Annotated in this window: 7 protein-coding genes and 1 pseudogene; 4 read left to right on the top strand and 4 right to left on the bottom strand. The window is 67.3% G+C overall.

Annotated features, from left to right (window positions below; all coding sequences use genetic code 11):
- Positions 1 to 20: 20 nt before the first annotated feature.
- Entirely contained in the window at positions 21 to 3,350 is a 3,330-nt protein-coding gene (locus OG871_RS27840) for a type I restriction endonuclease subunit R (protein WP_371500379.1), read from the top strand.
- A 247-nt stretch (positions 3,351 to 3,597) separates the two neighbouring features.
- A complete protein-coding gene (locus tag OG871_RS27835; RefSeq protein ID WP_371500378.1) occupies positions 3,598 to 4,212 on the top strand; it encodes an ISAs1 family transposase in 615 nt (204 codons plus the stop codon).
- Between the two features lie 377 nt (positions 4,213 to 4,589).
- Here OG871_RS27835 and argS read toward each other — a convergent pair whose 3' ends face one another.
- Together argS and OG871_RS27825 are read right to left on the bottom strand one after the other, a co-directional pair.
- Positions 4,590 to 6,350, bottom strand: a complete 1,761-nt coding sequence (gene argS / locus OG871_RS27830; RefSeq protein WP_371500377.1) for an arginine--tRNA ligase — start codon at positions 6,348 to 6,350, stop codon at positions 4,590 to 4,592.
- 483 nt (positions 6,351 to 6,833) lie between these two features.
- Positions 6,834 to 7,682, bottom strand: a complete 849-nt coding sequence (locus OG871_RS27825; RefSeq protein WP_371500375.1) for a methyltransferase domain-containing protein — start codon at positions 7,680 to 7,682, stop codon at positions 6,834 to 6,836.
- Between the two features lie 594 nt (positions 7,683 to 8,276).
- Between OG871_RS27825 and OG871_RS27820 the strand changes: the two genes are divergently transcribed.
- Entirely contained in the window at positions 8,277 to 8,711 is a 435-nt protein-coding gene (locus tag OG871_RS27820; RefSeq protein WP_371500373.1) for an NUDIX domain-containing protein, read from the top strand.
- A gap of 642 nt (positions 8,712 to 9,353) precedes the next feature.
- On the opposite strand, the gene OG871_RS27815 is transcribed toward OG871_RS27820, so the two are convergent.
- Both OG871_RS27815 and OG871_RS27810 read right to left on the bottom strand, forming a co-directional pair.
- Positions 9,354 to 10,421: a DUF4192 domain-containing protein gene (locus tag OG871_RS27815; RefSeq protein ID WP_371500371.1), complete on the bottom strand. Its 1,068-nt coding sequence runs from the start codon at positions 10,419 to 10,421 to the stop codon at positions 9,354 to 9,356.
- A 290-nt stretch (positions 10,422 to 10,711) separates the two neighbouring features.
- Positions 10,712 to 11,749 (bottom strand): DUF932 domain-containing protein, encoded by a 1,038-nt coding sequence (locus OG871_RS27810; RefSeq protein WP_371500370.1) that lies wholly within the window; start codon positions 11,747 to 11,749, stop codon positions 10,712 to 10,714.
- 355 nt (positions 11,750 to 12,104) lie between these two features.
- Here OG871_RS27810 and OG871_RS27805 point away from each other — a divergent pair.
- Positions 12,105 to 12,403 (top strand): annotated as a pseudogene (locus OG871_RS27805) (DUF6087 family protein).
- Positions 12,404 to 12,425: the final 22 nt, after the last annotated feature.

The raw sequence follows: 12,425 nt of genomic DNA, 5'->3' as shown, positions 1-12,425 counted from the left end.
ATCCCAAAGGAGGCTCCACCATGCCTGCGCACAAGCCCGCCCCTCGCGGCAGCGCCGCCTACCAGGCTCCCAACGAGGCGTGGTGGGAGCGGCAGGCTCTCGATTGGCTCGCGGAGCCGTGCGGCTGGCGCCCCGTCGCTGGCGCGGACATCGCCCCGCGTAAGAGCGACCCGACCGGTATGGCCGACCCTGACGCGCCGCGCCGTACTGCGTGGAATGACCTGGTCCTCCCCGCCCGCCTGACCGCTGCGATCACTGCGATCAACCCACACTTGCCCCCGGACGCCGTCGCCGAGGCCGTCGCAGCGTTCTCCGTCCGCGAGTCGAACAATCCCTTCCACGAGTTCCACCGCATCCACAATCTCCTAACCTCTGGTGTCAAGATTCCTGTCACCGACCGCGCCACCGGTGAGACCACCACCCACACGGCCTGGGCGTTGGACTTCACCGACCCGTATGCCAACGACTTCCTCGCCGCCAGCCAGGTCACCCTCAAATCCCCGGATAACACCAAGACCCGTCGCCTGGATATCGTCGGCTACGTCAACGGACTCCCGCTCGCGGTCATCGAGTTGAAGTCCGCGTTCTCCTCTGCAGGTGCCCGCGACGGCCACAGGCAGCTAAGCACCTACCGCGGCGAGTATGGCGCTACCGCGCTTGCCCCTGTGGCCTTCGCCGTCGCCTCCGACGGAATAACCGCTCGCGTTGGCACCCTCCACACGTCCTGGGAGCACATGGCCCCGTGGGACGTGGACGACAAGAACGTGCCCATTCCACTCACCACCATCCATCCAACCCACAACGACGCCGACGGCCGTCCGACCGCTCTTGAAATCCTCCTCGCTGGGGTCTTCGAGCCGGCACGCTTCCTCGACTTGCTCTCGAACTTCCTGGCCTTTTCCAAGGACAAGGGCGGCGCGGTGGACACTGTCCGCCTCTCCAAGGCCCACCAGTACATCGCCGTCAACAAGGCTGTGGACCGCACAGTCACTGCTGTGGCTGGCGACGGCCAGATCGGCGTGGTCTGGCACACCCAGGGCTCCGGCAAGAGCGAGGAGATGAACTTCTATACCGCCAAGGTGATGAAGCATCCCGCACTGCGCAACCCCACCGTGTTGGTGCTCACCGACCGCATCGACCTCGATAACCAGCTCTATGGCACCTTCGCCCGCTCCGAGCTGCTGCCTGAGCAGCCCGTCAAAGCGAACACCACCGCCCAGCTGCACACCCACCTCGCGGTGCCCTCGGGTGGGATCATCTTCTCCACCCTGCAGAAGTTCAGGCTCAGCAAGGAAGAGCAAGAAGCTGGCTTGAGCCACCAGGTTCTGTCCGCCCGTCAGAACATCATCGTCATCGTGGACGAGGCGCACCGCAGCCACTACAACCTGCTTCAGATCGGCGGCTTCGCCAAGAATCTCCGCGACGCCCTCCCGCATGCCTCGCTCATCGCGTTCACTGGTACCCCGATCTCCAACGCAACCGGCGACACCCTCGCCGTATTCGGCGACTACATCGATATCTATGACCTCAACCGCGCCGTACGCGACGGCGCCACCGTCAAGGTTTACTACGAGGCCCGCCACATCCCGGTCGTGTTGCCCGAGGACGTGGACATCGATCTGCTCGACGGCCGTGCCGAGGATCTCACCGCAGACCTGGATGAGGAGGATCGCAAGCGGGCGCGCCGGGCCATGGCTGCGTACGAGGACGTTGTCGGTGCCCCCGATCGGATCAAGAAGCTGGCTGCCGACATCGTCGAGCACTGGGAGACTCGCCGCGCCGTCATGGCCCAGGCCATGAACCGCCTGCTTCCAGCCCAAAATGGCAAGGACACCCGGCTGACTCCTGGCAAGGGAATGATCGTCGGAGTAAGTCGCCGGGTCTGTGCCGAACTCTACAACGAGATCGTCGCACTCCGCCCCGACTGGCATTCAGACGACGACAGGGACGGCATCATCAAATGCGTCTACACCGGCAATGCCACAGATGAACAGCCGATCCAGGCCCACGTCCGCTCACAGGGTGCCATCAAGGAGATCCAGAAGCGAGCAGCCGACGAGGATGACAGGTTGGAGCTGGTCATCGTCCAATCACTGTGGCTGACTGGCTTCGACTCCCCGCCCCTGCATACCCTGTACCTCGACAAGCCCATGCGGGGTGCGGCACTTATGCAAGCTATCGCACGGGTCAACCGCCGTTTCGGTGAGAAGCCGGCCGGTCTCGTCGTGGACTTCCTGGGCATCATCGACAACCTCACCAAGGCCCTCGCCGAGTACACCCACGACGGCCAGCCCACCCCGCCAGTCATCGAGCGCGCCATCGACGCAGTTAGCCTCGTCCAGAATCAGCACAGCAAACTCTCCCATATCCTGGCCGGCGGCATCACCATCGAAGGCCGGATCATCGGCATCGACTGGAAGAAGCAGCTTCGCTCCGCATCCGCCAAGTCGTTTGTCAATGCGGTCCTGAACACCGTCGAATACCTCAAGACCCCCGAGCCCGAGCTAGAGGAGGGCAAGCCAACCGTCTCTGAGCGCTTTCTGAAGCACGCCCGAGACCTGGCGAACTCACACACCCTGTGCCCTACCGCCCTGGACTTGCGGACGATCCAGACCGACCTGGTGTTCTTCGAGGCAGTCCGGCAGTCCTGGCTAAAAATCAAGGCTCAGGAACGCGAGGCACAGGGGCTGGACTCCACAGCCGACATCCAGCTGGCGATCCGCCAGCTCACAGCCCTAGCCGTTGCTGCCGATGACGTCGTAGACATCTACCAGGCCGCAGGCCTGGAGCGGCCAGACCTCACTCACCTCGATGAGGACTTCATCCGCCGGATAAGGGAGAGCCAGCGCCCCAATCTGGCCATCGAGGCACTGCGCCAGGCGATCGAGCGCGAGGTACGGGCCGTGCACCCAAACAACATCGTCAAGCAGGAGAACTTCAGCGAGAAGCTCCGTCAGACGATCAACAAGTACATCAATGGCAGCCTGGACACCGCTACAGTCATTGCCGAGCTGGTCGCCTTCGCAAAGGAGGTTTCCGCTGACCGCACCCGCGCCACAGACCTTGGATTGTCCGAGGACGAGCTGGCTTTCTACGACGCCGTCACCCAAAACGCATCCGCCCTGGCCCTCGGAAGAGACAAGCTTTCTGCGATCGTGCGCGATCTAGTTTCTCAGGTGCGCGCGGACGCCACAGTGGACTGGCAGTACAGCGAGCAGGTTCGGGCACGGATGCGCAGCAAGGTCAAGCGGCTGCTGCGTCGCTACGGCTATCCGCCGGACCAGGCGGCCGATGCCGTGGACCGCGTGCTTCGCCAGGCCGAGGCCTCCGCCGAGGCCTGGACGCGCTGAGCAATCGGTGAACGAGGGGAGGGCAGGCGAGAATCTGCCCTCCCGTCGTCCCGGACTACCGCAAGGGCCCCTGGCGGGAATGACACCCCCCTCTCAGGGGTGCGTCACCCGTTCGTGGCGGTGCTGCTGGTTGCCGCCTCGGGGGTGATCGCCGGCGCGCTCATACGCGGCCATCGGCCAATGGGCCGCGAACGCTCCACAGCACGCTCTGGCCCGCCGGGGAGCCCGGGTCGTCGGCGCGCTGGGTGTGCGCGTCGCACCGAGCGCCGCCACGATCCGGCGGGTCATCGGTCTGGTCTGCCCGGGCGGCCTGGCCGATCTGGCGGGCGCCGATCCGGTCGGCTCGGACTCGATCGCCGTGGACGGCAAGGCCGCCCGTGGCTCGCGACACGACACCTCACCCCGCCGCCCCCTGCTGGCCGCGACGACCGGCGACGGCCGGACCGTCACCCAGCTGAGGGTTCCCGACAAGACCAACGAGATCACCTGCTCCGCCGCGTTGCTGGCGCCTTACGACCTGACCGAGGTCACGGTCACGGCCGATGCCTTGCACACCCAGCGCGCCCATGTGCGCTTCCTGGTGGAGGAGAAGAAGGCCCACTTCGTGCTGGTGGTCAAGGCCAATCAGCCCGAACTGCACCGCCGGCTAAGGTCGTTGCCGTGGAAGGAGGTCACCAAGCGCCGCTACGACCGCGAGACCGGCCACGGCCGCAAGGAGACCCGCGTGACCAGAGCCCTCACCATCACCGACCCCGGCCTGAACTCCCCCACGCCGTCCAGGCCGCACGCATCCTGCGCTACCGCACCAACCTCAAGACCGGCACCGTCAGCCGCCAGACCATCTACGCGATCACCGACCTGACCTCGGTCAAGTTCGGTAGTATTCCAGCAAGACTTCGACGTTTCGCCTGTTCAGAGGGCTGCGCGGCGAGTGCAGTGGGCTGATGCCCTATCAGGGAAGGTCTTCATGGGACCGCCCCTCGATCGTGAATCGCGGCACGCCGTAGAGACCGATCGGCCGGGTCATGGTGACTTCGGCAATCCCCACCATCAGGAGCCCATTGGGACGCGCACGCCGTGCGCATCCCAAACCGTCGGCTATCCGGGCTGGGCCCGGCTACCGCAGGTACCGACGGCCTCGACCTCGGAGAACGGCACCGCTGAACAGCGGTGGCACATTCGCGAGCGGCCTTCGGGGCGGGCAGGGAAGGCATGCCCGCCCCGAAGGCCGGTTCAGAGCTACAGGCGCTCAGGGGTTCCGATGCCGAGGAGGTCCATGCCCTGCCGGAGGGTCTGGCCGGTGAGCTGGCACAGCAGCAGCCGGGTTTCCATGACCTCTTGGGTCGGCGCCTTGAGGACGGGGCAGTGCTCGTAGAAGGTGGTGTAGGCCGATGCCAAGTTGTGCAGGTAGGCGCAGAGGCGGTGGGGTTCGAACGTTTCGCTGACGATGTCGATGGTGGCGCCGAATTCGTCGAGGAGAAGGCCGAGGGCGCGCTCAGCCGGTTCCAGGGCCAGGCCCTGGTGCGCGGTCGGGGTTACACCTTCGGGGGCCTTGCGGAGGATGGACTGGATGCGGGCGTAGGCGTACTGGAGGTAGGCCCCGGTGTCGCCGTTGAGGGAGACCATGCGGTCGGTGTCGAAGACGTAGTCGCGGGTGCGGGAGGTGGAGAGGTCGGCGTACTTAACCGCTCCGATGCCGACCTGCCGTGCACGGTCCTCGAGTTCCTCGGTGCCGAGTTGGGGGCTCTTCTCGGCGACGACGGTGCGGGCCCGGTCGACGGCTTCGTCGAGGAGGTCCATCAGGCGGACCGTCTCGCCGGAGCGGGTCTTGAAGGGCTTGCCGTCCTTGCCGAGGACGGTGCCGAACGGTAGGTGCAGGGTGCGGACGTTGTCGGGGAGCCAGCCGGCGCGCCGCGCAGTCTCGAAGACCATCTGGAAGTGGAGGGCCTGGCGGCTGTCGACGACGTAGAGGAGCTGGTCGGCGCCGAGCATCCCGGCGCGGTCGCGGATGGCAGCGAGGTCGGTGGTGGCGTAGCCGTAGCCGCCGTCGCTCTTCTGAACGATGAGAGGGGTAGGCTCGCCGTCGGGCCCCTTGATGTCGTCGAAGAAGACACACAGCGCACCGTCCGAGCGGACCGCGACGCCAGACGACTCCAGGTCGGCGCACACGTCGGCGAGCATGTGGTTGTAGTAGCTCTCGCCGATGGCGTCGGTGTCTTCGAGGAGGACGTTGAGGTGGGCGTAGACTGCTTCGAAGTACAGCTTCGATTCGTCGACCATGCGCTGCCAGGAGGCAACGGTCTCGGCGTGGCCGGCCTGGAGGTCGACGACGCGCCGGCGGGACCGGTCGGCGAAGTCGGTGTCGCTGTCGAACAGGGCGCGCGATGCCTTGTAGAGGCGGTTCAGGCGCGACATCGAGGGGCCGGAGTCGGCCGGCTCGGTGCCCTCGTCCAGCTGATTGGGGTGCTCAACCAGGTACTGGATGAGCATGCCGAACTGGGTTCCCCAGTCGCCGAGGTGGTTACGCCGGATGACCTTCTCGCCAGAGAACTCCAGGGTCCGCACCAGGGCGTCGCCGATGATCGTCGAGCGCAGGTGGCCGACGTGCATCTCCTTGGCGATGTTCGGCTGGCTGTAGTCGATCACCGTGACCCCGGGTTCGGCGCTGCTGCCGACGCCCAAGCGGGTGTCCGCCGCGCGGGCGGCCAGCCGGTCGAGGATCGCGGCGTCCGTGACGGTGACGTTGATGAATCCCGGGCCTGAGACCTCCAGGCTGGCGATCACCTCGTCCGCGGCCAGGTTCTCGAGGACGCGCGCGGCGACCTCGCGCGGGTTGGCCCGCAGTGGCTTGGCGAGGCTCATGATGCCGTTGGCCTGGAAGTCCGCGCGGTCGCTTCGTCGCAGCTGAGGGTCGCTGTCCGCGGCGTCGGGGAACGCGGCGGACAGCGCCTGTGTGAAGCGCTGCTGCACTGCGTCGGCGATGGAGAGGACCGTAGCCATAGAAGGAAGGACCACTTCCGTGAGAAGGCGGAGCCGCGCGGAGTCGCACACCAGCGGCACCCCAGGACGGTCGGCGCCGCGCTTTGAGTATCCCATGCCCTCTCGACTCGCGGACTCATTAACCCCGGGCGCCCCGGCAGCAGCAGGCCTGAACGGTGTCTCACCGCCGCAGCTCTGATTGGTCATCAGAACATGGGGCTGATCGTTCCGCTTTGCGGTCGGCGGCGTGCGCCCGGCAGCTCGCCGCCGACCTCCTCAATGAACGGCTCCACCTCATCCATGTGCGTGAGCCCGAGAACGTTCGGCACGCCCGCGACGCCCTCCGGGCCTCACCGGCCCACCGCGCCAACCCATCCCCCCGACGCCCCTGAACTCTCCTGGACCGAGCCCGAGCACCCGGCGCTCACCGTGGACACCCTCAACGCTCTCTGCTCCTTCGCCACCAGCGTCCTCGGGCACCGCCCTGTGCCGTAGACGCGCCGATCAAGCCGTAAGGGGACGATCGGCTTCCCGGCTATCGCGCTCGGGCACCGAGCCGCCCTCACGGTGCGGCGTAGCCTCACCGTCAGCCGTCTGCGGGCGCTCCGCCACAGCAATGAACGCCAGCTCGCAGAATAAGAACCCGCCCACGCGATCCGCCTCGCACACCGCGGCATACCACTCCTCAACCTCGGCGGGGCTGACCGAACCCGGCCTGTGCCTGGATGCGGACAACAGCGCCCTACGGATTTGGTCAACCCTGTCCTTCGCGTGCCCCGAGCACTCCGTCGACCACACCAGCAACGGTTCCACGCTGACCAGCCTCAGTGGACTCCGGGCGAGAAGCATTCCGAGCTTGCGGCCGATCCGGCCGTCCGCGTGATCCATCCAGCTCTGCACATCGTCCGCGAAGGCGTGGCAGACCCGCCGGTCCAGATCGGCGTCCGCGCCGGCGATAACCAGCGAGTCGAAGTCGACGTGCGCGATAATCGCCCGGCCGCCCGGCCGCAGGACCCGCGCGACTTCGATCAGCAACTGCTGCGGGTCCGGCAGGCACTCGACGGTGTTGTACGAGAGGACCACATCCGCACTCTCGTCTGTGCACGGCACTGGATCACACAAATCAGCAACGAGTGGAATCGTCGCCCCGCGGTGCCCCCTCAGCACGCTCCGCATTTGGCGCAAGGATTCCGCCGAGCGGTCGATACCGATGAGTGATGCGTCGGGCGCAACCCGGCTCACCGCCTGGAGCGTGGGTCCGGTTCCGCAACCAAGGTCGACGATCTGGCGGTGGGCGCGGGCCGTTGCTAGAGCAGCAAGTCGGGCGTGAATGGGCTCGTTACTGTCAGACATAACAGCCCCTTCCGTGATCACATCCAGTAGTCGACGAAGAGTCTAAAGACCATCCGAATTCGCACTATATGGAACATTTGCACAGTTCACATGTTGGATGGCAGTGGCATCCGCTCTCGCCCACCCCGGATTGCCTCGACCGCCTGGCAAATCGTTGTCCAGCACCCTGAATCAGCGGCTGCCTTCTCCCAACGTCGGGCACTCTTCGACCTCGCTTCGCGCGGGCCACCCCTACGAGCTTGAGCTCTGCGGTACACCAGCGCGGATGGTCTTGGCCGCACACTGGCGACCGTGCTGCCGATGATGCCCAGGTCGCAGACGCGCTGCCCCGGACTTGATGCTGGGCTGGCTGCGGGCTGGCCAGCAGGAGCGGGGTACTGCCGCGCGCCCGCCGGGAGCGAGCCCAATCTCACGCAAGAACAGTTGATCAGGCGTTCTAGCTTCTCAGCAGCGGCCCCTGACGATCGGTCAGGCTATATAGACTCGTTGGTTCCCGGAGATCAGAACGGTCAGCATCCGACCGGGTGTGGTGACCCGGTCCGACCCGAATCGGCGTTCGGCCACAACCGCCTTCCCCAAGCGAGAGGCTCATCCATGCCCGAGAAGGTCGCCAAGGACAAGGTGCTCGTCTACGTCGTGCGCGACGGGCGGCTGCTTGTGTTCCGGCACACCGACTACAGCTACGAGGAGGTCGGCATCCAGGTACCCGCCGGCAGCATCCGGCCCGGGGAGACCCCCGAGGCCGCCGCCCTGCGCGAGGCCCGCGAGGAGACCGGCCTGACCGACTTCAAGATCGTGCGCAAGCTCGGCGAGACCGACTACGACATCAGCCCGTACCGGTTCGAGATCCAGCACCGGCACGTCTTCCATCTGGAGCTCACCGAGCCGACCCCCGAGCGGTGGATGAGCCAGGAGGATCACGATGGCGAGCAGAATCCCACTCACTTCGAGTGCTTCTGGATCCCGCTGGAGGCCGCCCACATCCTCCAGGCCGGCCAGGGAGCCCTGCTAGGACTTCTACACGACTAACCCCATACGGTCTCCGCCTCAGCTCACCTCGAAGCGTGGACCGATGCTCCGGAGGCCGTTCGACGAGCGCCAGTGTTCCCCGTACCGGGGGCAGGCAGGCCCGCTCGGTGGGGTGACGGTGGGTCAGGGCTTGGGGAAGCCGTAGTGGCCGGCTGCCCAGGCGTTCGGCGGCTGCGGGGCATCCAGTCGCTTGCGCAGCTCCTGGACGGCGCGCGCGAGCTCCCCGCGGTCGTTGGCGTCGACCGTGCCGTCCAGGAAGGCCGAGACGTCGATTCGCCGGGGTCGGGGCAGAGGTAGAGCAGCACGCTGTTGGGGGCGTCGTCGGAGCGCTCCATCAGGCGCAGCGCGCCGTGGACGAGCATCTGGGCGGCTTCCGACCAGTCAGCGGGGTCTGTGGGCATCTCGACCCGCGTGGTGCCATAGGGGTGCTGGGCGGTCTCGTCGTAGATGAAGGCCACCAGGCTGTTGTCCGGCCGTTAGCCGATCAGGGATGGCAAGGCCTCGGCGGCCTGTGCCGGGTCGTGGGAGTTGAAGTCGAACATCTCGATCACGGTCGGAGGTTCCTCGCGGTCGTGGGGTGCGGTCGTGGTCGGTGCCGGTGGGCCGCCCGGCGCGCTGGCCGGGCGGCCCACCGGACCCGGCTCAGGCGGCCGCGTGGCAACCGGCGCGGTGGTCCAGCAGCGAGGTGCGAACGGGTTCGAAGTCGGGCTCGACGCCGATCAACCTGGACAGCAGGGCGACGAGACGGTTGTCGGGCTCGATGCCGTCAGCCGTCTGGATGGCGATGCAGGCGACGCCGTGCTCTCCTTGCGCCCAGGCGGTCAGGCCGTACAGGGCAAGCGGGGTGGCCCGGTACTCGTCGTACGGCTCGACGGGGAAGCGGGCCAGGGTGCGCCACAGGCTCCGCACGGCGTCCACCTCTTCGGGCTTGACGTAGTGCATGGCACGGTTGCGGACATCGCTGTACTGGAGCAGCAGCACCAGCTGCGCCGCGAGGTCATCGTCCATGTCGGCGCGGGTGGCAGGGTCCATGAGGCTGCGGACGGTGGAGGCGATCAGGTCGAGTCCGTCGTCCACGACTCCCTGGTTGCCCTCGGCGTGGATCTTCCGGTGCAGGGCGACCGTGGCGCGGTCGATGGCGTCGCTGAACCGGGTGGCGTCCGGGCCCGTGGCCGGCGCGAGGTCGGCCAGCACGTCCGCCCGGTGCGGGTACGGCGCGCCGGGCCCGCGATCGGCGTCGGCGCCGGAGGGAATCGGCTTGCCCTCGGTCGGGCAGCACTCGGGGCGCGTGCAGAGCGCCGACCACCACAGCGTGCGCGTGACGTACAGGCTGTCCCGCAGATGCACTCCCTGTTCGAGGCACGCTTCCTGCAGGTACGTGGTGAGGGGCTGGTGCGTGCTGCGGGACTCGGCGCCGTAGCCGGGGATCGCGGGGTCCGGGCAGATGAAGCCGACGACGCAGTTGAGCTGGATGTCGTGGGCGGCGGTGGAGCTCAGCAGGAACTGCAGGCTTTCGTCCACGGTCCACCGCCATTCGGTGGGGTCGGCAGGCAGCTCGGTGCTGACCATGCCGATGATCTCGTCCGTGACCTGATCGGTGCCGCACAGAACGAAGCAGTTGTCGGGGAAGTACCCGAAAAGGCCCGGCAACCTGGCCGCGAGGAGGGCGGGTCGGCTCTTAGGTCCAACCGTCTGGAGCTGGTCGGTCATGGTGTTCCTGTCTCGGTAGGTCCGGGTTCGCGGCCCGGACTGGCAACCATGCGAGCGCGTTTTCTTGCGCCTACTTTCTTGACCTAAGTCTATTTTCTGGGATGGGGCTTGGGCACACCCAAAGCCCGGTCAGATCAGACCAGTTGGGGCGTTTGCGTCGTCGGTTTCGGCGAGCAATCGGGGCCGCCGGCGCGAGGAGGAGCAGCGCCCGGGCGGCGGCGCGTCGGGTGATGGGCACTTGGCCCGCGAGGGAGCGGCGGGGGCTGGTGCCCCCCGCCGCGCTTGACGGGTCAGGCCGCGAGCAGCAGGCTCTTGGCGAGGTCCTTGAGGTCGTTCTTCTGGTCGGCCAGCAGGGTGGTCATCGCCAGGTTGTTGCGGTGCTGCTGCTCGGTCAGCTCCTCGGGGACCTTGACGTTGCGGAAGAAGTCGTCGAACTCGACAACGGCCTGCAGGGCGGCCCAGCGGGTGCCCCGGATGTTGTCCTGGGTGTCGGCCTCCCGGAACAGGTGGTGCAGGCGGTCGCGCCGCTCCTCGTGGGCCGTGACCAGGTGCTTGCGGGCGCCCTCCGCCGGGGGCGTCCACAGCTGGGCGATCAGCTTGTCGAACTCCTGGTTGGTCATCGCGGTCTGGAACAGCTGGGTGGCCTCTGCCTCGAAGGCGGCCGCGTACCGCTCGGTGAAGTCGAGGGCCTTGCGGGCCTCCTCCAGGTCGGTGAGCGCGTCCTTGGTGTGGCGGATCTTCCAGACGCGGTCGGCCTCCCCGATGGCGAGGTCGAGGGTGTTGGTGCAGACGGCCCGGATGGGGGTCTCGACGGCGACGGCGGCGGCGCGGCCGTCGTGGCTGTTGGCGAACAGGGTGTAGAGGTCGATGCGGTCGGCTGCGCCCTCGGGGTCGAGGGTGATGCTCGGGGACTGCGTGGACATGAAGACGACCCGGCCGCCGTCGAGGGCCCCGGCGGTCTCGTAGGTGACGTGGCCGCCGCCGACCAGCTCGTCCAGGAAGGCGAAGGCGTCGCGGTTCTGGATGGGGGTCCAGGTGTTGCCGACGAGGCCGCCAAGCCAGTCGCCGGTGTCGTCGCGGAAGGTGCCGAAGCGGTTGGGGATCTTCTTGCCGAGCTTGCCCTTGTGCATGGAGAGCAGCGGGCGCTTCTCGACCAGCCAGTTCAGCTTGGCGAGGTGCAGGACCTCCTCGCTGGTCTTAGCCTCCTCGGTCACCGTGCCGAGGCCATGCCACGCGGGCTGGCGGTGGGAGTAGAAGGCGGCCTCGCCGGTGGTGTTGTCGATGGCGCCGAGGTCGGCGCGGCCGGTGATGACGTCGCTCTGTCGCATTGGTCTCTCCTGTGCGGTGTGGTCCGGGTTCGCGGCCCGGACTGGCAACCTTTCGGACTTCCGTCCGCTTTCTTGACTCAAGTCTAGATGCCGGGGGCGCCCTTGGGCACACCCAAATTCGGCTCGCAGCAGGCATCCTGGAGAAGCTGAGGAAGATGGGGCGGGGGAGCCGCCGCAGAGCGTCAGGCCCGGATCGCTTTGGCCTGACGGCTCGTCGGCTGACACACTCGGCGGGGTCCTCGCGGAGCGCCGCCAGCGCGGCGACCGGCCACTGAGCCGATGCTCCGCGCGCTTCACCCTGGCGCGCTGCAGGAAGGGAGTCCGGCTGGTGGATGAGGAGCCGCTGGAGTCGTGGATGGCTCGGCGGGACGCGTCCCGCCGCCCGGTGGGCGCCTTGAAGGTGGTGCGGCTGGAGGGCAGCGAGGCGCTCCGCACGTCCAGCCGGAGGAACCACGGCTGATGTTGCGGTGGGACGGCGTGCAGCGGCTGCCGGAGACGGTCGTCGCCGACTATGCGGCGGCGCAGCGCCTGCTGCACGGGATCGACGGGGACAGCGTCGTCCGGCCCGTGCTGGCGCCCAACCTCCGGAGCCGGTCTCAATTCAGGGACGGTCTCGCCGGTTCCGCGGGTATTGATCTTCGCGGGGCGGCATGATGTGCCGGTGCGAGGGCAGAAC

Source organism: Kitasatospora sp. NBC_00374, from assembly GCF_041434935.1.
Lineage (GTDB): Bacteria > Actinomycetota > Actinomycetes > Streptomycetales > Streptomycetaceae > Kitasatospora.
Note: the sequence above shows the minus strand (reverse complement) of the source record. Positions and strands in the feature narration are given on the sequence as shown.

Coding starts and splice junctions, on each gene's coding strand:
- OG871_RS27840 (WP_371500379.1), top strand. CDS start 21: ATGCCTGCGCACAAGCCCGCCCCTCGCGGCAGCGCCGCCTACCAGGCT.
- argS (WP_371500377.1), bottom strand. CDS start 6,350: ATGGCTACGGTCCTCTCCATCGCCGACGCAGTGCAGCAGCGCTTCACA.
- OG871_RS27825 (WP_371500375.1), bottom strand. CDS start 7,682: ATGTCTGACAGTAACGAGCCCATTCACGCCCGACTTGCTGCTCTAGCA.
- OG871_RS27820 (WP_371500373.1), top strand. CDS start 8,277: ATGCCCGAGAAGGTCGCCAAGGACAAGGTGCTCGTCTACGTCGTGCGC.
- OG871_RS27815 (WP_371500371.1), bottom strand. CDS start 10,421: ATGACCGACCAGCTCCAGACGGTTGGACCTAAGAGCCGACCCGCCCTC.
- OG871_RS27810 (WP_371500370.1), bottom strand. CDS start 11,749: ATGCGACAGAGCGACGTCATCACCGGCCGCGCCGACCTCGGCGCCATC.